Origin of the sequence: Klebsiella sp. TF21-TM, from assembly GCF_019753495.1 — a bacterium.
Taxonomy (GTDB): domain Bacteria; phylum Pseudomonadota; class Gammaproteobacteria; order Enterobacterales; family Enterobacteriaceae; genus Klebsiella; species Klebsiella quasipneumoniae.
In genome coordinates, this window is record NZ_JAIJYL010000007.1 from 144,780 (window position 1) to 167,218 (window position 22,439).

The 22,439-nt window shown below is 57.4% G+C and carries 20 protein-coding genes, 1 tRNA gene and 1 pseudogene; 13 read left to right on the top strand and 9 right to left on the bottom strand.

What is annotated here, in order from left to right; translation table 11 throughout:
- Nucleotides 1–2: 2 nt before the first annotated feature.
- Nucleotides 3–2,138: a YccS family putative transporter gene (gene yccS / locus K5R89_RS09280; protein WP_072413620.1), complete on the bottom strand. Its 2,136-nt coding sequence runs from the start codon at nucleotides 2,136–2,138 to the stop codon at nucleotides 3–5.
- A 17-nt stretch (nucleotides 2,139–2,155) separates the two neighbouring features.
- Entirely contained in the window at nucleotides 2,156–2,602 is a 447-nt protein-coding gene (locus tag K5R89_RS09285; protein WP_004201437.1) for a YccF domain-containing protein, read from the bottom strand.
- 124 nt (nucleotides 2,603–2,726) lie between these two features.
- On the opposite strand from K5R89_RS09285, the gene helD reads away from it, so the two are divergent.
- Nucleotides 2,727–4,781 carry a DNA helicase IV gene (gene helD / locus K5R89_RS09290; protein ID WP_072413619.1) on the top strand — a complete coding sequence of 685 codons (2,055 nt, stop codon included), beginning with the start codon at nucleotides 2,727–2,729 and terminating at the stop codon, nucleotides 4,779–4,781.
- Between the two features lie 11 nt (nucleotides 4,782–4,792).
- Here the strand turns inward: helD and mgsA are convergent, their stop codons facing one another.
- Nucleotides 4,793–5,251 carry a methylglyoxal synthase gene (gene mgsA / locus K5R89_RS09295; RefSeq protein WP_077271465.1) on the bottom strand — a complete coding sequence of 153 codons (459 nt, stop codon included), beginning with the start codon at nucleotides 5,249–5,251 and terminating at the stop codon, nucleotides 4,793–4,795.
- 154 nt (nucleotides 5,252–5,405) lie between these two features.
- Between mgsA and K5R89_RS09300 the strand changes: the two genes are divergently transcribed.
- Nucleotides 5,406–5,819, top strand: a complete 414-nt coding sequence (locus K5R89_RS09300) for a CoA-binding protein (RefSeq protein ID WP_023289057.1) — start codon at nucleotides 5,406–5,408, stop codon at nucleotides 5,817–5,819.
- Between the two features lie 30 nt (nucleotides 5,820–5,849).
- Here K5R89_RS09300 and hspQ read toward each other — a convergent pair whose 3' ends face one another.
- Nucleotides 5,850–6,167 (bottom strand): heat shock protein HspQ, encoded by a 318-nt coding sequence (gene hspQ / locus K5R89_RS09305; protein WP_023289058.1) that lies wholly within the window; start codon nucleotides 6,165–6,167, stop codon nucleotides 5,850–5,852.
- Between the two features lie 59 nt (nucleotides 6,168–6,226).
- Nucleotides 6,227–7,429, bottom strand: coding sequence for a 23S rRNA (cytosine(1962)-C(5))-methyltransferase RlmI (rlmI, locus tag K5R89_RS09310; RefSeq protein WP_023289059.1), 1,203 nt, complete (start codon nucleotides 7,427–7,429; stop codon nucleotides 6,227–6,229).
- A 190-nt stretch (nucleotides 7,430–7,619) separates the two neighbouring features.
- On the opposite strand from rlmI, the gene K5R89_RS09315 reads away from it, so the two are divergent.
- Genes K5R89_RS09315 through yccX form a run of 3 tightly spaced genes read left to right on the top strand, consistent with a single transcriptional unit; the run spans nucleotide 7,620 to nucleotide 9,310 of the window.
- Nucleotides 7,620–8,174: a YbhB/YbcL family Raf kinase inhibitor-like protein gene (locus K5R89_RS09315; protein WP_087827848.1), complete on the top strand. Its 555-nt coding sequence runs from the start codon at nucleotides 7,620–7,622 to the stop codon at nucleotides 8,172–8,174.
- A gap of 17 nt (nucleotides 8,175–8,191) precedes the next feature.
- A complete protein-coding gene (locus tag K5R89_RS09320) occupies nucleotides 8,192–8,980 on the top strand; it encodes an AraC family transcriptional regulator (RefSeq protein ID WP_087827847.1) in 789 nt (262 codons plus the stop codon).
- A gap of 48 nt (nucleotides 8,981–9,028) precedes the next feature.
- Nucleotides 9,029–9,310, top strand: a complete 282-nt coding sequence (gene yccX, locus K5R89_RS09325) for an acylphosphatase (protein WP_004201446.1) — start codon at nucleotides 9,029–9,031, stop codon at nucleotides 9,308–9,310.
- Here yccX and tusE read toward each other — a convergent pair.
- Together tusE and yccA are read right to left on the bottom strand one after the other, a co-directional pair.
- Nucleotides 9,307–9,636 (bottom strand): sulfurtransferase TusE, encoded by a 330-nt coding sequence (gene tusE / locus K5R89_RS09330; protein ID WP_004201447.1) that lies wholly within the window; start codon nucleotides 9,634–9,636, stop codon nucleotides 9,307–9,309. The genes yccX and tusE overlap by 4 nt on opposite strands.
- Nucleotides 9,637–9,723: 87 nt before the next feature.
- Entirely contained in the window at nucleotides 9,724–10,383 is a 660-nt protein-coding gene (gene yccA, locus K5R89_RS09335; RefSeq protein WP_002898458.1) for an FtsH protease modulator YccA, read from the bottom strand.
- Between the two features lie 268 nt (nucleotides 10,384–10,651).
- On the opposite strand from yccA, the gene K5R89_RS09340 reads away from it, so the two are divergent.
- From K5R89_RS09340 to K5R89_RS09355, 4 genes are all read left to right on the top strand, one after another.
- Nucleotides 10,652–12,304: an ABC transporter substrate-binding protein gene (locus K5R89_RS09340; RefSeq protein WP_023289063.1), complete on the top strand. Its 1,653-nt coding sequence runs from the start codon at nucleotides 10,652–10,654 to the stop codon at nucleotides 12,302–12,304.
- 119 nt (nucleotides 12,305–12,423) lie between these two features.
- A tRNA-Ser gene (locus K5R89_RS09345) sits at nucleotides 12,424–12,511 on the top strand.
- A gap of 322 nt (nucleotides 12,512–12,833) precedes the next feature.
- The gene (locus K5R89_RS09350) at nucleotides 12,834–15,260 is read left to right on the top strand and encodes a glycogen/starch/alpha-glucan phosphorylase (RefSeq protein WP_217259083.1); all 2,427 of its coding nucleotides are present in this window, start codon (nucleotides 12,834–12,836) and stop codon (nucleotides 15,258–15,260) included.
- A gap of 63 nt (nucleotides 15,261–15,323) precedes the next feature.
- Nucleotides 15,324–15,665: an STAS domain-containing protein gene (locus tag K5R89_RS09355; RefSeq protein ID WP_065881799.1), complete on the top strand. Its 342-nt coding sequence runs from the start codon at nucleotides 15,324–15,326 to the stop codon at nucleotides 15,663–15,665.
- Nucleotides 15,666–15,709: 44 nt separating this feature from the next.
- On the opposite strand, the gene K5R89_RS27390 is transcribed toward K5R89_RS09355, so the two are convergent.
- Both K5R89_RS27390 and K5R89_RS27395 read right to left on the bottom strand, forming a co-directional pair.
- Nucleotides 15,710–16,519, bottom strand: a complete 810-nt coding sequence (locus tag K5R89_RS27390; RefSeq protein WP_223822591.1) for an EAL domain-containing protein — start codon at nucleotides 16,517–16,519, stop codon at nucleotides 15,710–15,712.
- A 111-nt stretch (nucleotides 16,520–16,630) separates the two neighbouring features.
- Nucleotides 16,631–17,245: pseudogene (locus tag K5R89_RS27395) on the bottom strand (CSS-motif domain-containing protein); the annotation flags it as partial.
- Between the two features lie 401 nt (nucleotides 17,246–17,646).
- On the opposite strand from K5R89_RS27395, the gene K5R89_RS09365 reads away from it, so the two are divergent.
- From K5R89_RS09365 to K5R89_RS09380, 4 genes are all read left to right on the top strand, one after another.
- A complete protein-coding gene (locus K5R89_RS09365) occupies nucleotides 17,647–18,663 on the top strand; it encodes an iron ABC transporter substrate-binding protein (protein WP_032455292.1) in 1,017 nt (338 codons plus the stop codon).
- Between the two features lie 21 nt (nucleotides 18,664–18,684).
- Entirely contained in the window at nucleotides 18,685–20,259 is a 1,575-nt protein-coding gene (locus tag K5R89_RS09370) for an iron ABC transporter permease (RefSeq protein WP_165455287.1), read from the top strand.
- A 1-nt stretch (nucleotide 20,260) separates the two neighbouring features.
- A complete protein-coding gene (locus K5R89_RS09375) occupies nucleotides 20,261–21,289 on the top strand; it encodes an ABC transporter ATP-binding protein (RefSeq protein WP_023289069.1) in 1,029 nt (342 codons plus the stop codon).
- Between the two features lie 244 nt (nucleotides 21,290–21,533).
- Nucleotides 21,534–22,433, top strand: coding sequence for a GGDEF domain-containing protein (locus K5R89_RS09380; protein ID WP_064158249.1), 900 nt, complete (start codon nucleotides 21,534–21,536; stop codon nucleotides 22,431–22,433).
- Nucleotides 22,434–22,439 lie beyond the last annotated feature (6 nt).

Here is a 22,439-nt window from a genome sequence, read left to right on the forward strand (position 1 = left end):
GGTTATTCCGTTTGAGCGTGTACCCGCTGCTGCAGGCGGCAGATTTCAGGCAACAGCGCCAGCAGCAGGCCAATCTGCTGTAACACCAGGGGCTCTTTACTGTCCGCGCGAGGCTCCAGATGGTGGATCCGGCTTTGCAGGCTGGTCAACGCCTTCTGCACCCGCTGTTCATCCGCTGGGGTATGATGCAGGGCATCATCGACATAGCAGACCGCATCATCGAGCAGGGCGAGGATGTCCGGCGTGGACAGTTTTTCCCGATGCGCGCCGAGAGCGGAAATGTAGCTGGTGAAGGTATGATTGAGACACAGCAGGCGAAAGGCGGTCTCACGCTGGGCGGCATCCGCCCGTGGTTCCGTCGACAAGTTCGAGACGACGGAAGCCAGCTCAGCATCGCGGTTGTAGGCGTCACGGCGTGCGACACGGTAGGCCAGCCGGTTGTCGCGGCCCTGGTGGTACTGCTCCAGGATGGCATCCAGATAACGGCAGTTCGCGTTTAGCGCCCGGTCCAGCGCCCGCGGCAGGTTGCGGAATTTCCAGTCCGGCCAGATGAAGCTGACCGCCGCCCAGGCGATGGCGCAGCCGATCAGCGTATCAATGATGCGCGGCAGCGCGACTTCAAAACCTTCGCCAAGCAGGTTAAAACACAGCAGCACCAGCAGCGTAATAAACATGGTGGCATGGGCGTACTGCACGTTACGAAAGGCGAAGAACAGCACGCCGGTGAGGACGATCAGCAGCAGCTGCCCTTCAACCGACGGTACCAGCAGGAGGACCGGCAGGCCGATCGCCACCCCGACCAGCGTGCCGATGATCCGCAACGCCAGGCGATGGCGGGTGGCGTTATAGTTCGGCTGACAGACGAACAAACTGGTCAGCAGGATCCAGTAGCCGTGCTGAAGACCGGTAAACTGGATGAAGGCATAGCCAGCGCAGAGCACCAGCGACATACGCACCGCGTGGCGAAAGAGGGCTGACTCTGGCGACATATTGCGCTGCAGGCGCAGCCAGATATCGTTCAGTCCGCCGAGCCTGTCGTCGGCCAGCAGCGTCTCTGTATTACTCCCGGTGGGCGCGGTGGTTTGCACCGATTCAATCGTGGCCAGCTGAGCATCAATGGCGCGCAGGTTATTGAGTAAATAGCCAAGGGCGTTGAGCTGCTCATCGGATGCGCCGCTGGCGCGTACGCGCTCAAGTGCCGCATCGAGATGCATAAACGCCCGTTCGAAATGGGCATCATGCTGATAGGGTTCGCGCAGCAGAATCGCCCGCGAGAGTTTCTGGCAGGCCTGCGCCTGCATCGAAAGCATGCGCTGGAAACGGAACATCACATCGCTGTAGCGGAACTGGTCGCGCAGGGTCTGGTACTGAATATGCGATGAGCTGGCGCGTTCATGAATATCCTGGGCCACAAAGTAATACTGCAGCGTACGACGAGTACCACGCTGTCCCCGGTCGCCTCGTAGTCGGGTCAACAGTGAGACCTTGGTTTGGTTAAGGGTCGCCACCAGTTGGCCGTTGGCGAGGGCCAGATCGTACAGCGGCGCCTGGCTCTCATCCTCAAGGTCTGGATCAAACAGCCGGGATTTGAGCTCCAGATAGCGGGCCAGTTGCTCATAGCTACGCGCCAGGTTGTCCTGCAGTGGACGAATTGGAAAAATCAGATGGCCGGACAACGTCAGCAGGTTGTACCACACGGCTCCCGCCAGCAGGAACAACGGCTGCAGATACCAGTGATCGTACAGCGTGACGCCGAGCATGGTGTAGATGGCGATAAGCAGGGCGCCGAAGGCAATGGTCGCATAGCGCTGTCCGAGGCCGCCAAGCAAAATAAAGCCGATGGTAGACACGGTCAGACCAAGGGCAAACAGCGGCGGCCACGGAAACAGCAGCTCCACGGAGGCGGAGGCGATAAAAAAGCAAACCAGAGTAATGGCGAGGTTGCGCAGACGGCCCGCCAGACGGTCATCAAGGTCGGTCAGCGCCGCGGCCACGACGCCGAGAGTGAGGGGGATGGTCAGTTTGACTTCGCCGATCCACCAGGGAAACAGCGTCGTGCCGCAGAGCGCAATAAAAATGCGTACGTTATAAAGCCAGGCGCTGTTCCAGGTGTAGCGGCGTAGCAGGGGGCTAATCATGTCCGTGTTCCGTTCGGTTACTGAAAGCGACGACGCGCATTGGCTTCGCGCGCGGCGCGCGCGGTTTCCACAGAGACGACCCGGCGACCCACCGGCCAGAGGGCGATGGCGGCGATTTTAAAATTAGCGATCCCCACCGGGATGCCAATGATAGTCAGGCATTGGGCGATGCCGCTGAAAATATGCATCAGGCACAACCACCAGCCGAAAAAAATGAACCACAGAATGTTCAGGATGGTGCCGCCGGCGTTCAGCAGGCTGTTTTGGCGACCTGGCTCGAGCTCATCAACATGAATCGCCTCGTTACCATAGGGAAATAACGAAAGGCGAGTGATTTCCCAGCAGGAACGAGTCAGCGGCAGCGTGACGATCAGCATAATGCTGACCAGGGTGGCGAGCAGCCAGCCTAAAGTGGTGGCGAAGCCGCCAAGGATAAAGTTCAAAATATTCAGAATGGTACGCATAAAGCCTCGGTTTTGCCCTGTGGATAATAAGACCTGACAATTGTAACGTTTTTTTGCGCTGGAGCACCTGGTCCGGGGCGGTTAAACTGAAAAACAATCCACCCTGATTGAAAATCGACATTATATGGAACTTAAAGCGACAGCATTGGGCAAACGCATGGCTCAGCATCCTTATGACAGGGTGCAGTTACTGAATGCCGGGGTAAAGGTTTCCGGCGATCGTCATGAGTATCTTATCCCTTTCAATCAGTTATTGTCAGTGCATTGTAAGCGCGGTCTGGTCTGGGGCGAACTGGAGTTTGTGCTGCCGGACGATAAAGTCGTGCGTTTGCACGGTACCGAATGGAGCGAAACGCAGCGCTTTTATCACCATTTACACACGCTCTGGCAGCAGTGGAGCACGGAAATGAGCGATATCGCCGCCGGGGTGCTGAAGCAGCAGCTGACAGCTATCGAACGCACCCGGGCAGAAGGTAAGTGGCTGACGCGTCAGCAGGTGGCGGATGTTCAGGATAATATTCGCCATGCGTTAACCGGGCTGCCGATGCCCACCAGCCGGCTTGACGCCTTTGATAACTGCCGGGAGCTGTGGCGGGAATGTCAGCGCTGGTTAGGGGATATTGAAGCGGCGCGTCAGGCCCATAACCAGGCCTTTACCGAGGCGATGCTGGAACAGTATCGCGGCTTTTTTAACGGAGTGGAATCCTCCCCGCTCAATCCGTCGCAGGCGCGAGCGGTGGTGAACGGCGAGCACTCCCTGCTGGTGCTGGCGGGAGCGGGCAGTGGTAAAACCTCGGTGCTGGTGGCTCGAGCGGGCTGGCTGCTGGCGCGGGGAGAAGCGGCGGCAGAGCAAATTCTGCTGCTGGCATTTGGCCGCCAGGCGGCGCAGGAGATGGATGAGCGGATCCGCGAGCGTCTGGCATCAGACGATATTACCGCCCGCACCTTCCACTCGCTGGCGCTGCATATTATCCAGCAGGGCAGCAAAAAAGTGCCCACCATCAGTAAGCTGGAAAGCGATACTGCGGCCCGCCACGCATTGCTGCTGAAAAGCTGGCAAAAGCAGTGCCAGGAGAAAAAAGCGCAGGCGAAAGGCTGGCGCCTGTGGCTGGAAGAGGAGATGGGCTGGCAACTGCCGGAGGGGGACTTCTGGCAGGATAAAAAGGTGCAGCGGCGGATGGCCAGCCGGCTTGACCGCTGGGTCAGCCTGATGCGCATGCACGGCGGCTCCCAGGCAGAGATGATCGCCGGCGCGCCGGATGCGGTACGCGATCTGTTCAGTAAACGGGTGAAGCTGATGTCGCCCCTGCTGAAAGAGTGGAAGGCGGCGCTGAAGGCGGAGAATGCAGTCGATTTTTCCGGCCTGATCCATCAGGCGGTCAATATTCTCGATAAAGGCCGCTTCGTTAGCCCGTGGAAACACATTCTGGTGGATGAATTTCAGGATATTTCGCCGCAGCGAGCCTCGCTGCTGGCCGCGTTACGCCGGCAAAATAGCCAAACCACGCTCTTTGCCGTTGGCGATGACTGGCAGGCGATTTACCGGTTCAGCGGGGCGCAGCTCTCCCTGACCACCGCGTTCAACCACTACTTTGGCGAAGGGGACTGCTGTGCGCTGGATACCACCTATCGCTTTAACGGGCGTATTGGCGAAATAGCCAATGGTTTTATCCAGCAGAATCCGCATCAGTTAAGCAAACCGCTGAACAGCCTGACCGCGGGAGATAAAAAGGCCGTCACTCTGTTAGCCGACGATAAGCTGGACGATCTTCTGGATAAATTGAGCGGTTACGTTAAGCCCGAGCAGCGGATCCTTCTGCTTGCCCGCTACCATCATCTGAAGCCCGAGGCGCTTGATAAAGCGGCGACGCGCTGGCCGCACCTCCAGCTTGATTTTATGACTATTCACGCCAGCAAAGGTCAGCAGGCCGACTATGTCATTGTGCTGGGACTGCAGGAGGGAGTGGATGCGTTTCCGGCCCCAGCGCGCGAGTCGATCATAGAGGAGGCGCTCCTGCCGCAACCGGAAGATTTTCCGGATGCGGAGGAACGTCGACTGCTGTACGTGGCCATAACCCGTGCCCGTCACCGGGTGTGGCTGTTATTTAACAAGGCGCAACCGTCGCCGTTTGTCGAGATCCTGCAGGCGCTGGATGTGCCTGTGGCCAGAAAGCCGTGATCGCGGTTCGATTATTTCAGGCGCTCGGCAAGATATCGCGGATAATCCGGGATCAGAATATCGAGCGGTTGAGCGAAGTGCGACGACTGGATAATAAAGTCAGCGGTGGAGACGTTAGTGGCGACCGGAATGTTCCAGACCGTGGCCAGACGCAGCAAGGCTTTGACATCCGGGTCGTGGGGAACGGCGTTCAGCGGATCCCAGAAGAAGATCAGCACGTCGATTTTCCCTTCTGAAATGAGGGCACCCACCTGCTGGTCGCCGCCCATCGGACCGCTCAGCATGGCATTGACCTCCAGCCCGGTAGCCCGGGAGACCAGGTTGCCGGTAGTGCCGGTGGCGTACAAAACATGTTGTGCCAGCAGCGCCTGATGGCGAGCAACCCATTTCATCAGCATATCTTTACAGTGATCGTGAGCCACCAGCGCGATATGTTTTTGCGCAGGCAGGGTACGTGTTGTCAGTTCCATATTTTCATTCCGCATTTTGACCTGCTGACAGATTACTGAATGTGGCTGTTGCTGCAAGCATCAGGGATGAAAATTTTGCTGAATCTGCGGGTTAGCCTGGATGGCCCCCTGCTGCGGATTAGCATACACTTAGGTGAAATAGCAGGAGGAAACCATGAAAGAGAACGATATTGCCGAAATCCTGACCTCGACACGGACGATTGCGCTGGTCGGCGCCAGCGACAAACCTGACCGTCCTAGCTACCGGGTCATGAAGTATCTGCTGGATCAGGGGTATCACGTTATCCCGGTTTCGCCGAAGGTGGCAGGCAAGACGCTGTTGGGGCAGCAGGGCTATGGAACGCTTGCCGATGTTCCGGAAAAGGTCGACATGGTTGATGTCTTCCGTAATTCAGAAGCGGCATGGGGCGTGGCGCAGGAGGCGATTGCTATCGGCGCGAAAACGCTGTGGCTGCAGCTGGGGGTGATCAATGAACAGGCCGCGGTGCTGGCCCGAGAAGCCGGGTTAAACGTGGTGATGGATCGTTGTCCGGCCATTGAGCTACCGCGACTGGGATTAGCAAAATAATAAACAAAACCCCGCCTGGCGGGGTTTTGTTTAATTGCGAAGGCGCGGCGCCTGCAACTGCTGACGAATTGTTTTGGCCAGCTCGTCGAGGGACGGCTGCTCCGGATGTTCGTCGCGGGGTTCGCTGCTCAGCTGCGCTTCTGCCAGATAGGTGTGGATGGGTTGGCCATCATCATCTTCCATCACTACATGGTACCAGGGGGCCGCGCGCAGTTCGTCATTGGCGGCAATTTCATCTTCTTCCGGTTCCGCGAGCGAGTACTCGGGATCGACATCGACGATGACGCCCAGGTAGCCCAAGAGCGTATGACGGACCTGTTGGCCGATACCGAATTTGCTGGCTATCATAGGCACCTCCTGGGAAACATGAATACTCCCTATATGAGGCTCATGTTTCGTTTTTCAAGTTACATGACGCGACAGGCAAACCCCTTCAGATACAGCCCTTCCGGATAGGTTGCGATCACCGGATGGTCGGCAGCCTGACGGAACTGTTCTATAAATTGTACATCACGTCCGGCATCAATTGCGGAATCCGCGATGATTTTCTGAAATAAATCGGTGGTCATCAGGCCGGAGCAGGAGAAGGTCAGCAGCACGCCGCCGGGGTTCAGCAGCTGGATCGCCAGCATATTGATGTCTTTATAGCCACGGCAGGCGCCCATCAACTGGCTTTTATTTTCTACGAATTTCGGCGGATCCATCACGATGACGTCGAATTTCTCCCCTTGATCGCGGTATTTACGCAGCAGTTTGAACACGTCGTCGCGAACAAACTCCGCTTTGGACAGATCCAGTCCGTTGAGCTCCACGTTCTGGCGCGCAACGTCGAGCGCTTCCTGCGAGGTATCCACGCTGGTGACCTGGCGGCAGCCGCCCATCAGCGCCGACACCGCAAAGCCGCCGGTATAAGAGAAGCAGTTCAGCACCCGTTTGTCCGCCACGTAGCGACGGGTCGCCAGGCGACTGTCGCGCTGGTCGAGGTAATAGCCGGTTTTGTGCCCGCCCTGGATATCGACCAACAGCTTCATGCCATGCTCAGCGATCGGCAGCAGCGCTGGCGGCAGTTCGCCCACTACCGGCCCCTGGGCCAGCTCCAGCCCCTCTTTTTTACGCACCGCGACATCGCTGCGATCGTAAATGGCGCAGTCCGGGAACAGGCTCTGCAGGGCGCTGATGATGGCGGCGCGCTGGTATTCGGCGCCTGCGCTGAGGAGCTGCAGCACGAAAAAGTTGCCAAAGCGGTCGATTGTCACGCCCGGCAGCCCATCGGACTCGCCGGCGATCAGACGGTAGCTGTCGAGGCCATCGCGCTCGGCCAGCCAGGCACGCCAGGTTTGCGCCTGCTGCAGGCGGCGTTCAAAGAAGGCGTTATCAATGGCTTCGTTGCGATCGAAGGTCCACACGCGGGCGCGGATCTGCGACGACGGCGAGTAAGCGCCGCGGGCCAGCCATTTTCCCTGATGGTCAACGATATCGATGGTTTCACCGCTGCGGGCTTTACCTTCCATGCGGGCGACGCCGCCGGAGAAAATCCACGGATGGCGACGCAGCAGGGATTTCTCGCGTCCTTTGGCTAACACTAAGCGGGGGAATAGGGAATCTGTCATGGAGCTACCTTTAAGCAACGGGAATGTCGGCACCGAAAAATGGCGCGTAGATTAGCACACCTGGCGCATACAAGCATCTTTCCCCCGCCAGGCGCGGTTGAGCGTTTCGGCACAAAATGCAGGCGCTTCAGCACATTCACTTTGCGCGGCGTTTCATACTCTGTCTTCTCACCCCCAGGAGGAGAAGACGATGAAAACAGGTATGCGGATAGTTGTGGCGATGGTTGCGGCAGTGAGCAGTGGCGCGATGGCCGCGCCGTTTAGCGTGAGCAGCAATGATATGCGTGACGGGCAGCCGCTGGCTCAGAAGCACTGGTTTACCGGTTTCGGCTGCACAGGAGGCAATGTCTCTCCACAGCTGACATGGAAAAACGCCCCGGCAGGCACGCGCAGCTTCGCGGTCACCGTCCGGGATCCTGATGCGCCTACCGGCAGCGGCTGGTGGCACTGGACGTTAGTCAATATTGCCAGAAGCGTCTCTTCTCTGCCCGCTGGCGCGGGAGATAAAAACAGCGCTACACTGCCGGGCGGAGCGGTACAGGGCCGCAACGATTTTGGCTATGCCGGCTTCGGCGGCGCCTGCCCGCCGGCGGGAGATAAACCGCATCGCTACCGTTTTACGGTGTGGGCGCTGGATATCCCCACGCTGCCGGTGAATGCCGATGCCAGCGGGGCGCTGGTCGGGTATCTGTTACACAGCCATGCTCTCGCCAGCGCCCAGTTGACGGCGACGGCCGGGCGCTAAAATAAAAGGGTGGTCGGATGGAGAGTATTCATTTTCAGCATAACGCCCTGACCGCCGCGGAGATCACCACCCGACGGCTATGCAGGCTGCATCGGGTGCGTCTGTTCGCCCCGGCGCTCTGTCGGGTAAAGCGCGGCAGCAAGGTGATTGTGCAAGGGGAGAGCCGGGTGCTGGCGACCCCGCAACAGCTGATTGTTTTGCCGGCAGACGTTGAGCTGGAGGTGATTAACCAGCCGGAGAATGGCCTCTTTTGCTCCGATCTGCTGTCGCTGACGCCCGAGCTGTTGACGGCGTTCAAGACCCGCTATGTCAGTGAACCACCGCCCGGGCGTCTGACCTCGCTCTGCGCCCCGGTGACGACTGAGCTGGCGTTTATGTGGCAAAGCGTTCTGCAGGCGGTGCGGGAAGGCTTGTCCCCCTCTCTGCAGCAGCATCAGACCATGGGCCTGCTGCTGGCCTTGCACGAGGCGGGTTATGCCGGCCCGCTGCTCGTCGAGCGGCAGCAGGATCTGTCGGCGCAGGTTCGACAACTGGTCATGCTGTCGCCAGCGCAAGCGTGGAGCGTGTCGCGGATAGCGAAAATGCTCTTTCTCGGCGAGTCCACGCTGCGCCGTCGGCTGCAGCAGGAATCGCAGAGTTTTCGCCAGATTGTCGAAGAGGTGCGGATGGCCCATGCCCTGGGGCAGCTGCAGACCACTTCGCGGCCCATCGGGGAAATTGCGCAGAACAGCGGATATCAGTCGGGATCGCGCTTTACCGCGCGCTTCCGTCAGCACTATGGTTTACTGCCAAAGCACGTACGCTGAATGAATTTGCTATCCTCAGCGTAAAGGGTGAGCGAAAAGGAGACGATGATGGCCAGTATCTGCACGATGGCATGGGTTTACGGTTCGGTTCAGGGCGTAGGGTTTCGCTATTCGACACAGCGGGAAGCGCTGCAGCTGGGATTGACCGGCTATGCCCGTAATCTGGACGACGGCGGCGTGGAAGTGCTTGCCTGCGGCGAGGCGGAGCAGGTGGAGAAACTCATCGCCTGGCTGAAAGCCGGTGGGCCGCGCAGCGCGCGGGTTGACCGAGTGTTGACTGAACCCCATCAACCCACCCGCAGCTGGGACAAGTTCGCGATCCTCTATTAGATGCACTTCACCGGCTTCGGCAGACCGGCGATTTTGGTCGCTTGTTTGGCGGGGCCTTTCGGAAACAGGCGATAGAGATAGCGGCTGTTGCCTTTCTCTTCGCCAAACTTGTTGGCCATCGCCTTTACCAGCATGCGGATCGCTGGTGAGGTGTTGAATTCAAGGTAAAACTCGCGCACAAAGCGCACCACTTCCCAGTGCTCAACGGCGAGCGTTATCCCTTCCTGCGCGGCGATGACGTCGGCCATCGCCTCGCTCCACTGGGTGGTATCTTTCAGATAGCCTTCGCTATCCGTCTCAATTTCGTTGCCTTCAAAAATAAACATAATTTTTCACATACCGCCTGAAACTGGCCGCAGTGTAGCAAAAAAAAAGGCCCCGCATAAGCGAGGCCTTTGTTAGCAGGGGAACGGTTAGTCCCGGCTGGCGAAGCCCAGGATGCTCAGCAGGCTGACAAAGATGTTGTACAGCGAGACATACAGGCTGACCGTGGCGCGAATGTAGTTGGTTTCACCACCGCGGATGATGTTGCTGGTCTCGAACAGGATGGCGCCCGAAGAGATCAGGATGAACACCGCGCTAATCGCCAGGTGCAGCGCCGGCAGCTGCAGGAACAGGTTAGCGACCATACCAATCAGCACCACGACCACGCCGGCCATCAGCATCCCGCCGAGGAAAGACATATCTTTGCGCGTCGTCAGCACGTAGGCCGAGCAGCAGAAGAAGACCAGCGCCGTACCGCCCAGCGCCAGGCCGATCAAATCGCCCATACCGGCAGAAAGGTACGCGTTCAGCATCGGTCCAAGGATATAGCCGAGGAACCCGGTGAAGGCGAAGGCGGAAATAATCCCGGTGGGCTTATTCGCCGTTTTATAGGTCAGGAACATCAGACCGTACATCCCCACGAGGGTTAAAATCAGCCCCGGGGAAGGAAGCATCAGCACCGTGCTGGCGGTAGCGGTGATGGCGGAAAACGCCAGCGTCAGGCTGAGCAGGAAGTAGGTGTTACGCAGAACCTTGTGCGTGCTGAGCAGCGAGGAACGGTCACGCGATGATGTAATTATGCGATCCATGAGTCACTCTCTTATGACAGATGTAATTAGGTATAAAGAATAAGAAAAACAAGCGTGAAGCCCTAATGCTTTTACCCATCTTTACTTAGCTTTTGCCGCTTTTGACTAGCATAAAATTCTGCATGGATTGGAAAAAGCGATATGTTTTCGCGTTTCGCTTCGGTGAGCCGATCGAAATCTTATAGGTTACTGAAAAATATTGCTTTATTGAAATTCTGCGACTAAGTGTGGAAGGGGGAATAACTCCGTACGTTAAAGGCAAAGGGAAATGACATTACATCAAAACAATCACATCACGCGAACGCTGCTGGCAGTCAGTATGATAGCAATGATCGGCGGGGCGCAGGCGGCGCAGGTGCCGCCGGGCACCCAGCTGGCGGAAAAGCAGGAGCTGGTCAGAAATAACGGCAGTGAACCAGCCTCGCTCGATCCGCACAAAGTCGAGAGCGACGTTGAAAATAATATTATTAGCGATCTCTTCGAAGGTCTGGTCAGCGTATCGCCTGCGGGGGCGGTCGAGCCCCGGCTGGCGGAACGCTGGGAAAACAAGGACAACCAGCTGTGGACCTTCCATTTACGTCCCGGTCTGACCTGGTCCGACGGCACGGCCATCACGGCGCAGGATATCGTCTGGAGCTGGCAACGGCTGGTCTCGCCGGCCACCGCCTCCCCCTATGCAAGCTACCCCGGCAATATGCATATCACCAACGCCCGAGAGATTGCCCTGGGGCAAAAGGGCCCCGAGACGCTGGGGGTGAAAGCCCTAAACGACACCACGCTGCAGGTCACCCTGACTCAGCCGAATGCTGCCTTCCTGGCGATGCTGGCGCACCCCGCGCTGGTGCCGATCGACAAAGTACTGGTGGAGCGTTTTGCCGATAAATGGACCCGGCCAGAGCATATCGTCACCAGCGGGCCCTATAAGCTGACCCAATGGGTGGTGAATGAACGGCTGGTGGCTGAACGTAATGTGAAGTACTGGGACAATGCGCACACGGTTATCAATAAAGTCACTTACCTGCCAGTCTCTTCCGAGGCCGCCGATGTCAATCGCTACAAAGCGGGGGAGATCGATATTGTTTACACGGTGCCGATCAATCAGTTTGCGCAGTTGCAGAAAACCATGGGCGACCAGCTGGACGTTTCGCCACAGCTGGCGACCTATTACTACGAGTTCAATACCACCCGGCCGCCGTTTAACGACGCGCGCGTGCGTCGGGCGCTGAATATGGCGCTTGATAAAGATATCATTGCCGGAAAAGTACTTGGCCAGGGCCAGCGCCCGGCCTGGGTGATCAGTCAGCCGGATATTGGCGGCGTGACGCTACACAACCCGGACTATGCCAGCTGGCCGCGCGAGAAGCGGATTGCCGAGGCGAAAAAACTGCTGGCGCAGGCAGGGTACGATGAGCGGCACCCACTTGTCTTTACCCTGCTATATAACACCTACGAGTCACATCAGCGCATCGCCATCGCCGCCAGCTCTATGTGGAAGAAAAACCTCGGCGTCGAGGTGAAGCTGCAGAACCAGGAGTGGAAGACGATGCTGGATACGATGCATACGCATAATTTTGACGCCGTCCGCTACGCGTGGATTGCCGACTACGACGATGCCGCCTCCTTCCTCAATACCTTCCGCACCGGGGATAGCGAGAACACCAGTCAGTACAGCAACCCGGCTTACGATGAGGCGCTGCACAACGCGGCGAAAGCCACCGACGTGGCGACCCGCGGCAAATACTATCAGCAGGCGGAAGATCTGCTGGCGCAGGATGTTCCCGCCATTCCGGTCTATCACTATGTGCGTACCCATTTAGTGAAGCCCTGGGTGGGCGGCTTCACGCCGGACAAACTGGGGTACTACTACACCAAAGATATGTACATAAAGAAACTGCCGTCCGCGAGCGGCGATGGGCGCTGATTTTCTGTGCGAACTGCCTGAAATTCAGACGAATAACACAGATTTGTTTGTTTTTAAGGCAGTTGAACAAAATGGTGCTTTACAGCATCCGCCGAGGTGTTTATAGTGCGCCTCACACCGGAAGTGTGGCCGAGCGGTTGAAGGCACCGGTCTTGAAAACCGGCGACCCGAAAGGGTTCCAGAGTTCGAATCTCTGCGCTTCCGCCATATAAAAGAAGGGGTTACCGAAAGGTAACCCCTTTTTGCTTTTCCCTTTGACCATCCCAACCGCGCTTCATCCTGACCTTCGACTTCGTAAACCCGCCATGCGAAATCTCGTTGACTCTGTCAGCGCCGCAGCGTAATCAGCTGGCGAAAATAAAACCACCAATCCGTTTAAAAGGAGGAATGTTAATTGTTCCGAAGCACGATATAAGCGAATTGATGCTCAGGAATAAAAAACTTTCCGCAAAAAAACTTCGTCTATACTTGGAAAAATGATGATTTACCTGCCACGGTTTTACGCAGAAAAGAGACCAGTGAGGTCAGCATGCCTGTCATTAATCCGCAAGATATCAAAGAATTACGGGCGTTGGTTGAAGAGCAATTAAAATACACGCTGTGTGTCAGCTTAAATAAAGCCACGCAAGGCGATATTTTTAACGCGGTGGCGCTGGCCATTCGTCATTTTCAGCAGGACCATTTTCTGTCGAGCCAGGCGCGGCAGCGCGGAGCGCGAAAAAAGCGAGTTTACTACCTGTCGATGGAGTTTTTACTCGGCCAGTCGCTGCGTAATAACCTGGTGAATATGAATTTACTGTCGGAGATGCGCCAGGGGGTCAATGACCTGGGGTTTGATCTTGAACGCCTCCTTGACGAGGAGCCTGACGCCGCGCTGGGTAACGGCGGGTTAGGGCGCTTAGCCGCTTGCTTTATCGACTCGATGGCCACCCTTGACATTGCAGCGTCCGGGCATGGCATCAAATACGAATATGGCCTTTTTCGCCAGTCCTTTCAAAACGATCAGCAGATCGAACATCCTGATGACTGGCACTCCATGCATTCCCCATGGCTGGTGGAGCATCACGCCCAGCACATTCTAATCCCGCTGGGGGGGTATATCGAGCACAGCGAAGATATTGATGGTAATTACAACCCGATGTGGCTCGGCTGGAAAACTATCGTTGGTATTCCCCATGACTATTTTGTTTCCGGCTACCGGGATACGACCACCAACAAGCTGCGTCTCTACAGCGCGGTAGCCTCTGACTCCTTTAATATCCATATTTTTAATCGCGGCGATTATATCAAGGCGGTGAGTGAAAAAATCGCCTCGGAGAATATTTCAAAAATACTCTATCCTTCCGATGAGGTGCTGACCGGAAAAGAGCTGCGGCTGACCCAAGAATATTTTCTGGTGGCCTGTACGCTGCGGGATATATTTCGTGACTACGCTGAGGTTAATGACGACATTACTTTGCTGGCGCAGCATGTGGCTATTCAGCTTAATGACACCCATCCGGCATTGGCGGTGGTGGAGCTGATGCGGATCCTCGTGGACGAATACCGACTGCCCTGGGAGCAGGCGTGGGAGATAACGCAAAATACCTGCGCCTACACCAATCATACGCTGATGCCGGAAGCGCTGGAGACCTGGCCGGTGTCGTTGTTTGAGAAACTTCTGCCGCGTCATTTGCAGATTATATTTGAGATTAACCACCGTTTTCTCGAAGCGGTGGCCCGGCGCTGGCCGGATAAAAATCATCTGTTATCTTCGCTGTCTTTAATTGACGAACATCATGATAAGCAAATCCGCATGGCTAATCTGGCCATTGTCGGTAGCCATCGCGTGAATGGGGTGGCGTGGCTGCACTCAGAATTGGTCAAAAAACAGCTGGTGCCTGACTTCTATTTTATCACCCCGGAGAAATTCATTAATCAGACCAACGGCGTCACACCGCGTCGTTGGGTGCAGCAGGCTAACCCTGGGCTGGCAGAATTTTTGCACCAACAATTGGGGGAGGGGTGGCCAACCGATTTACCCCAGCTCTCCCGTCTGGAAAACCTGGTGGACGATCCGGCCGTTATTGACAATATCCGGGCCATAAAATTTGCCAACAAAACCGCGCTCAGCCAGCTGGTGGCGCAACGCTACGGCATCCCGCTGGATCCGCTGGCCATGTTTGACTGTCAGGTCAAACGTATTCACGAATACAAACGACAGTTACTCAATATTCTTCACGTGATCGCGCTGTACCTGGAGATCAAAGAGGCAGGGAGAACAATGGCGCCTAAGGTCCATTTGTTTGCGGGTAAAGCGGCGCCGGGCTACCGGATGGCGAAGCTGATTATTCAGTTGATTAATACCGTTGCCCGAAAAATTAACAGTGACCCGCAGGTCGCCGGGCAGCTTAAAGTGGTTTTCCTCGAAGATTATAAAGTCTCGCTGGCGGAAAAAATTATTCCCGCCACGGATCTCTCTGAGCAAATTTCCACCGCCGGAACCGAGGCGTCCGGCACCAGCAATATGAAGTTTGCCATGAACGGCGCGTTAACTATCGGCACCTATGATGGGGCGAATATCGAAATCCGCGAGGCAGTGGGGATCGATAATTTTTATCTGTTTGGCGCGGTGGCGGAAGAGATTGAAGAGAGCCGACGCCTCGGGCGTCACCATGCGTTCTATCATCAGAATCCGGCTATCGCGCGAGTGGTCGATAGCCTGGTGTCCGGGCAGTTTACCGCCGATCGCGAACGGTTTGCGCCGCTGCATCAGATGCTGACGGGGGCCGATCATTATTGCCATCTGCTGGATTTCGACAGTTATTGTCAGGTGCAACAGCAGGCGATGGCTGATTTTGAACAACCGGATCGCTGGCACCGCCGGGCCTTGCTCAACATTTGCCGGATGGGGGAGTTTTCCAGCGACAGAACTATCCGCGGCTACGCCAGGGATATCTGGGGCATTACCCGCTAAAAAAGCACACGCCGAACAGAACTGAGTCGCGTTGACAGGTGTCAGCCAACATTGAGGATAAAGATGAACGTTGAATTACATACTGAGCAGGGTGTCAAAATTATCGTGCCCCTGGTGCGTCGACTGGATGCTTCCGTTGTCTCGGCGTTTAAGCAGCAGGTCCTCGAGGCCATCGACGGGGAGACGAAAAACGTACTGCTGGATCTGAGCCATGTCGAGTTTATCGACAGCAGTTGCCTGGGCGCCCTGGTATCCATACTCAAGAGCGTCAGTGGGCAGGGAGAGCTGGTGCTGTGTTCGCTCAACGGGACGATCCAGGACCTGTTCAAGCTTACCCGTATGGATCGTATCTTTTCTATTAAAGAGAACCGTCAGGAGGCGCTGAACCTGTTTGCTCAGGGATAAGGTGTGTGCAGGGCAGGATTGCCGCCGGGTTACTGACCGCCCGCTTATTCTTCGATAATCCGTGCCTTCGGTTTACTCAGCAGGAGCATCACCAGCGCGACGTAGGGCATCGGCTTCCAGAAGAAGTAGCCCTGCAGCAGAGGAATATTCTGGCGATTGAGGTAATCCAGCTGGGCCTGGGTTTCAACGCCCTCGGCAATGATGCGCAGTGAAAGCGTTCGGGCCATCTCTATCACGCAGTCCAGCAGCTTGCTTGACGGCGTCTCTCCGGTCACGCGACCGACAAAGCTTTGATCGATTTTAATGTAATCAAACACCAGTTCGTGCAGATAGGAAAGCCCGGAATAGCCGGTACCAAAGTCGTCCAGCGCGATGGAAAACCCGCAGTTGTGTAACCTGTTGAGCTTGTCGACCACCGCCCCATTGAGTAACAGCGGTTCCTGCTCGGTGATCTCCAGCATCAGCTTTACCGCTTTACCCTCAAAGCCGCGCTGAAAGTGCAGACAATCATCGATAAACGTCGGGGAGTTAATATGCGACGCGCTGATGTTGAGGCCGATATGAAACCCATCCGGTAGTTTATTAAAGAGCGGTCTCATCTGGGCGGTTACCTGCGCCATCAGGCTGCGGGTCAGCGGAATAATTAAGCCGGTACGCTCGGCCAGCGGTATAAATTCAGCAGGTGAACGCGAGGGCGTGGTGGTGTTTTGCCAGCGTGCCAGTATTTCCACACCGTATATCTCACCGGTTTTCCCGTTCACCAAAGGCTGGTAGTAGGGAATGATATAGCCCTGGGTGATGGCGTAGCGCAACTTTTCCTCTTCAGAGGTGTAAACATTGAGAAATTTACGCATCAGAAAATAAAACAGCAGCGAAACAGAGAAAATAAAAATCAGCAAACCGGCGCCATTATTCACCAGGCGGCCGGGGCTTAAAAAAGATGACTCGGGATAGGCAATGCGAAACGGATAGGCCGGCGAGGTAAAAACGCTCCGGCTTGGATCAGCAGCCTGTGGCTGGACATCGCCATGCCTGGTAATCATTTGATCCTGAACCCATAGGGCCAGCCCATTGCTATCCGAATCGCTATATAGCGCATCGCGCAGATGGACGTCGCTGATAGTGACAATTACCCGGATCTGCGCTGAGTGCGTCTGATAGATCAGCACCGGACGCTTATTGACCATCATTCTGGCCGGGAGCAGCATCAGAGGTTCGTCAGATAAAGAAACAGGGCTGAGCGTCAGGACCCGGTTGCCGGGCAGGGACGAGCACCACACCTGGCCCTCTTTTATCAGCATAATGGTGCGCAGATGCGGCTGCAGGGCGGCTTCCGTTCCAAGCTGAAACTGACCCTGTTCCGAGCACCCGCTGCGGCTAACGTTCATCGCCGTCACCGTTGCTGTGCGGGCCTCATCCAGAATAACGGCGATTTTCGTCGCCGCCTGGCGGGCGGCGGCGACTTGGGCGGCCTGGTCGGAATGCCACAGTTGCCAGTTAATGACGAACACGCCAGCCAGAGATACCACCAGCGCCAGGGAAAAGGCAATCCATGCGTTTCGCCGCTTTATCTCTTTCATTTATCGTGCGTGCCAGGGTGAGTGTGCATAAAGTTAACCATCCCTCTGACGGTAAAGGTTTTTAATGATCGTAGAAGGGGGATATCTTTCGCGATGACGGCGCATATTAAAAACATGATCAGTATCACAATACCCGCCGGCAAAGACCGCAGATAACGTGCAGAGGCGGCTGCTCTGTCACGAAGGCAATAAAATAATCGCAGCTTAATGTTTTCTTAATCTAAATTTCGGGAACGGATGGTTTTAAGCATTTTCTAATCCCTAATAACAGACCGGCGCTATTTTTTGCTTTTTTAAGTTTATGATAATTGTTTTCATTATCATTCTTTTTTTGCTGTGATTTAATCCTCTCCGCTCAGGCTATTTACCATTAATTGCCCTATTTCATTAAGGATGCGTTCATGAAATCTCGCTTATCGCCCCTCCGCACGGCAGCGCTGGTTGCCGCTTCTCTGTTTCTGGCGCCGCAAGGGATGGCGGCTGACGGTCAGGACGGGATTGTGGTCTACAACGCCCAACACGAAAATCTGGTGAAGTCGTGGGTGGATGGATTTACGAAAGAGACCGGTATTAAAGTCACGTTGCGCAATGGTGATGACAGCGAGCTGGGTAATCAGCTGGTTCAGGAAGGCGCCGCGTCGCCAGCCGATGTGTTTCTGACCGAGAACTCGCCGTCGATGGTGCTGGTTGATAATGCCAAACTTTTCGCCCCGCTGGATGCGGCGACCCTGCAGCAGGTTCCGGCGCAGTACCGCCCTCAGCACGGTCGCTGGATCGGCATCGCCGCGCGCAGCACCGTCTTCGTCTATAACCCGGCGAAAATCAGCGAGGCGCAGCTGCCGCACTCGCTGATGGATCTGGCAAAACCGGAGTGGAAGGGCCGTTGGGCGGCTTCGCCATCGGGGGCGGATTTCCAGGCTATCGTCAGCGCGATGCTGGCGCTGAAGGGCGAGCAGGCGACCCTCGACTGGCTGAAGGCGATGAAAACCAACTTTGTCGCCTATAAAGGCAACAGCACGGTGATGAAAGCGGTCAACGCCGGGCAGATCGACGGCGGGGTGATCTACCATTACTATCGCTTCGTTGACCAGTCAAAAACCGGCGAGAACAGCAAAAACACCCAACTGTATTACTTCAAACACCAGGATCCAGGGGCCTTCGTCAGCATTTCCGGCGGCGGCGTGCTGGCCTCCAGCAAACATAAAGCGCAGGCGCAGGCCTTTATTAAATGGATCACCGGTAAGCAGGGACAGGATGCGCTGCGCACCAATAACGCCTTCGAATATGCGGTGGGGGTAGACGCGGCCTCTAACCCGAAACTGACCCCGCTGAAAGATCTGGATGCCCCGAAGGTAGAACCTTCCTCGCTGAACAGTAAAAAGGTCATTGAACTGATGACGCAGGCTGGCCTGCTCTGATCCTGAGGAAGTGATGTTGCTATGTCTGTTCTGAGTCTGTCGCTCGGAAAGAAAACAGGACGCCTGCCCGAGCGCAGGCGTCCTGCATTTCCGATGGTTGCCTTAGCGCTCCTGTTTTCATTGCTGGCGCTGTTGCCGTTAGGGTTTGTGGTGGCGGTCGGATTCGATACCGGCTGGCCGACAATCAAAGCGCTGGTCTTTCGCCCGCGGGTAGGCGAGCTGCTCAGCAATACCCTGTGGCTGACGGTGCTGGCGGTCCCCATCAGCATTGTGCTTGGCGTGACGCTGGCCTGGCTGACGGAACGTACCGCGCTGGCCGGGCGGCAGCTGTGGTCGGCGCTGGCGTTGGCCCCGCTGGCCATTCCAGCCTTTGTTCAGAGCTACGCGTGGGTCAGCGCTGCGCCCTCGCTGCATGGCCTGGGCGCCGGGGTGTTTCTTTCCGTGCTGGCCTACTATCCGTTTATCTATATGCCGGTGGCGGCCGTGCTGCGCCGACTCGATCCCACGCTTGAAGATGTCGCCGCATCGCTGGGCACTCCGCCGTGGAAAGTGTTCTTTCGGGTGGTCCTCCCGCAGCTGCGGCTGGCTATCTGCGGCGGTGCGCTGCTGGTGGCCCTGCATCTGCTGGCGGAATATGGTCTGTATGTGATGATCCGCTTCGATACTTTCACTACCGCCATTTACGATCAGTTCCAGTCGACCTTCAGCGGTCCGGCCGCCAATATGCTGGCGGGCGTGCTGGCTCTGTGCTGTCTGGCGATCCTGCTGCTGGAGAGCGCTTCGCGCGGTAAAGCGCGCTATGCGCGTATCGGCGCCGGGGCGGCGCGCGAGCAGAAGCGCCTGGTGCTGGGTAAAGGGGCCGCTTTCGGCGCGCAGCTGCTGCTTCTGTTGCTGGTGTTGCTGGCGATGGGGGTGCCGTTGCTGGTCCTGGGGCGCTGGCTGTGGCTGGGCGGTATCGACAACTGGCTGCATGCCGATCTGTGGCATTCCCTGCGTCAAACGCTGCTGCTGGGGGCGGGCGGGGCGCTGCTGACGACGGTCTGCGCGATCCCCATCGCCTGGCTCGGCGTGCGCTATCCGCGTCCGCTGTTCCGCCTGCTGGAGGGGTGTAATTACATCACCAGCTCGCTGCCCGGCATCGTGACCGCGCTGGCGCTGGTCACCGTCACCATCCACTATGCCCGTCCGGTGTACCAGACCGAAGTGACGCTGTTTCTGGCCTATTTGCTGATGTTTATGCCGCGGGCGCTGATTAACCTGCGCGCCGGTATCGCCCAGGCGCCGGTGGAGCTGGAAAACGTCGCCCGCAGTCTCGGACGCAGCCCGGCCCGCGCCCTGTGGAGTATCACCATGCGGCTTGCCGCCCCGGGGGCGGCCGCCGGCGCCGCGCTGGTGTTCCTCGGCGTCAGCAATGAGCTGACCGCCACGCTGCTGCTCTCGCCGTTAGGCACCCGCACGTTGTCGACCGGATTCTGGGCGTTAACCAGCGAGATCGACTACGTGGCGGCGGCGCCCTACGCGCTGTTGATGATCGTCATTTCGCTGCCGCTGACGGCGGTTCTCTATATGCAGTCGAAAAAAATGGCAGGGTTGTAACATGCTGGAATTGTCTTCTGTTTCGAAATCCTTCGCCGACGCGCAGGTCCTCGATAATATTCATCTTCAGGTGGCGCCGGGTAGCCGGACGGCTATAGTGGGTCCGTCGGGTTCGGGAAAAACCACGCTGCTGCGCATTCTCGCCGGTTTCGAAACGCCCGACAGCGGGCGGATCGTGATGCACGGCGCGCCGCTGTTTGCCGAGGGCGTGTTTGTTCCTGCCCACCAGCGTCGGATCGGCTACGTTCCGCAGGAGGGGGCGCTGTTTCCTCACCTCAATGTGGCGGACAATATCGCCTGGGGACTGGACGCCAGCCGCGAGGAAAAACGTCGCCGGGTGGGCGCGCTGATGGAGATGGTCGCCCTCGACCACAGCCTGGCGCGCCACTGGCCGCATGAGATCTCCGGGGGCCAGCAGCAGCGTGTGGCTCTGGCTCGCGCCCTGGCCCAGCAGCCGGCGCTGATGCTGCTCGATGAACCCTTTTCTGCCCTGGACACCGGACTGCGCGCCAGCACGCGCAAAGCGACCGCCGATCTGCTGGCGGAGACCGGTATCGCCTCGATTCTGGTGACCCATGACCAAACCGAAGCGCTGTCGTTCGCCACACAGGTGGCGGTGATGCGCCAGGGGCGTTTCGCCCAGGTGGGGACCCCGCTGGCGGTTTACGCGCAGCCGGTGGATGAAGAGACGGCGCTGTTTCTCGGCGATGCCCTGATCCTCCCCGCACGGCTGAGCCCCGGGCGGGCCAGCTGCGCGCTGGGCGACCTGGCGACAGACGCAGGGCATCCTGCTGGTGAAGGTAAGGTGATGTTGCGTCCGGAACAGCTGAGCGTCAGCGTGAGCGGGCCGCAGGAAAGTACCGCCACCATCCGCGATGTTGATTTCTCCGGCCAGCTCTCCACGCTGACGCTGTCGATGTCCGGGCACGATCGGCCGATTGTCCTGCGAACCGTAAGCCAGCCGGCGTGGCAGCCCGGCGCGACGGTGCGACTGACGGTCAGCGGCAAGGCGCGAGTGTTCAGCGGCTAATCTCTGAGCAGGCGCCGCCGGTTATCGGTGGCGCCGCACGGAAAGCTAATCAGCTGATGGATTTAGCCGATAGTATCCGCGCCACTGACCTCGTCGCCATGGAGTGGTAGTACGTTGGAACAATTCCGCGGGGTCAGTCTACCTCATCGCCGTTTTGTCGGCGCGTCGCTTTTTCATTCGTCCCGCTGCGCTTAACTGCTATCCTGTCCCGCGATCGGCCCTGTGGTTACCATGAGACATCGCTATGCCTGAATGCCTTATTCCTGCGAAACGCCCCATTCCGTCCGCTTTGGCGCGGGGTACGCTACTGCCTGCGCTGCTGGTTATCGTCGCCGTCGCTGTCGGCTGTGCGCTGGTGTCGCCGCCCATCGGCACGTGGCGAGAAATCCTGGCCAACCCCGGGCTCTATATCGATATGCTGGCGCTGCTGTTTCTGGTGTTTATGCTGTGGAGCTCAGCGAAGGTGCGGATGAGCCATATTGCCGTCAACTGGGTGCGCTATGGGCTGCTGCTGTGGATTGCCGGCGGCACGTTCGATGTGATGGATGAGATGGTGGTTCAGCCGCGCTGGATGGGCTACTACTGCGAAGATCTGCTGCGCCTCTCCGGGATGCTGCTGACCGTGGTGGGCGTCTACAAAATTATTGAGCGCATCAACCTGCTGTACGTTGACGCGCGCTCGCAATCCCTAAAAGATGAGCTCACTCAGTTGCCCAACCGCCGCTTTTTTATCGATACCATTCGCGAAAAGTCCGGACATGCGTTGGGGCTCATGATCCTGGATATCGATTTTTTTAAGAAAATCAACGATACCTGGGGCCACCTGGTGGGGGATGAAGTGTTATTTTCCCTGGGGAAACAGCTGGCGAAACTGACCAGCGAGCAGGTCCTGCCGGCGCGTATCGGTGGGGAAGAGTTTGCCATTATCGTCGATGGCCTGTCGGAGCCTGAGCTGCACGATCTGGCGCAGGCGATCCTCGACAATGCCCGCACCATCCTGATCAATCATCAAACACCGCTGTCGATCAGCATTGGCGTCGGAACCTGGCGGCCGGGCGAAGCGCAGGAGACGTTTATCCGCAAAGTCGACGAGGCGTTGTACAAGGCCAAGCACAACGGGCGCGGGCGCGTGGAGTGGGCGTAATATTCC

Excerpts from the sequence above, each read along its gene's own strand:
- K5R89_RS09365 (WP_032455292.1), top strand. The coding sequence starts at position 17,647 with ATGAAATCTCGCTTATCGCCCCTCCGCACGGCAGCGCTGGTTGCCGCT.
- yccX (WP_004201446.1), top strand. The coding sequence starts at position 9,029 with ATGGCCAGTATCTGCACGATGGCATGGGTTTACGGTTCGGTTCAGGGC.
- yccS (WP_072413620.1), bottom strand. The coding sequence starts at position 2,138 with ATGATTAGCCCCCTGCTACGCCGCTACACCTGGAACAGCGCCTGGCTT.
- K5R89_RS09285 (WP_004201437.1), bottom strand. The coding sequence starts at position 2,602 with ATGCGTACCATTCTGAATATTTTGAACTTTATCCTTGGCGGCTTCGCC.
- K5R89_RS09375 (WP_023289069.1), top strand. The coding sequence starts at position 20,261 with ATGCTGGAATTGTCTTCTGTTTCGAAATCCTTCGCCGACGCGCAGGTC.
- K5R89_RS09340 (WP_023289063.1), top strand. The coding sequence starts at position 10,652 with ATGACATTACATCAAAACAATCACATCACGCGAACGCTGCTGGCAGTC.
- rlmI (WP_023289059.1), bottom strand. The coding sequence starts at position 7,429 with ATGACAGATTCCCTATTCCCCCGCTTAGTGTTAGCCAAAGGACGCGAG.
- mgsA (WP_077271465.1), bottom strand. The coding sequence starts at position 5,251 with ATGGAACTGACAACACGTACCCTGCCTGCGCAAAAACATATCGCGCTG.
- K5R89_RS09315 (WP_087827848.1), top strand. The coding sequence starts at position 7,620 with ATGAAAACAGGTATGCGGATAGTTGTGGCGATGGTTGCGGCAGTGAGC.
- K5R89_RS09320 (WP_087827847.1), top strand. The coding sequence starts at position 8,192 with ATGGAGAGTATTCATTTTCAGCATAACGCCCTGACCGCCGCGGAGATC.
- K5R89_RS09380 (WP_064158249.1), top strand. The coding sequence starts at position 21,534 with ATGCCTGAATGCCTTATTCCTGCGAAACGCCCCATTCCGTCCGCTTTG.
- yccA (WP_002898458.1), bottom strand. The coding sequence starts at position 10,383 with ATGGATCGCATAATTACATCATCGCGTGACCGTTCCTCGCTGCTCAGC.
- hspQ (WP_023289058.1), bottom strand. The coding sequence starts at position 6,167 with ATGATAGCCAGCAAATTCGGTATCGGCCAACAGGTCCGTCATACGCTC.
- K5R89_RS27390 (WP_223822591.1), bottom strand. The coding sequence starts at position 16,519 with ATGCGTAAATTTCTCAATGTTTACACCTCTGAAGAGGAAAAGTTGCGC.
- tusE (WP_004201447.1), bottom strand. The coding sequence starts at position 9,636 with ATGTTTATTTTTGAAGGCAACGAAATTGAGACGGATAGCGAAGGCTAT.
- helD (WP_072413619.1), top strand. The coding sequence starts at position 2,727 with ATGGAACTTAAAGCGACAGCATTGGGCAAACGCATGGCTCAGCATCCT.
- K5R89_RS09370 (WP_165455287.1), top strand. The coding sequence starts at position 18,685 with ATGTCTGTTCTGAGTCTGTCGCTCGGAAAGAAAACAGGACGCCTGCCC.
- K5R89_RS09355 (WP_065881799.1), top strand. The coding sequence starts at position 15,324 with ATGAACGTTGAATTACATACTGAGCAGGGTGTCAAAATTATCGTGCCC.
- K5R89_RS09350 (WP_217259083.1), top strand. The coding sequence starts at position 12,834 with ATGCCTGTCATTAATCCGCAAGATATCAAAGAATTACGGGCGTTGGTT.
- K5R89_RS09300 (WP_023289057.1), top strand. The coding sequence starts at position 5,406 with ATGAAAGAGAACGATATTGCCGAAATCCTGACCTCGACACGGACGATT.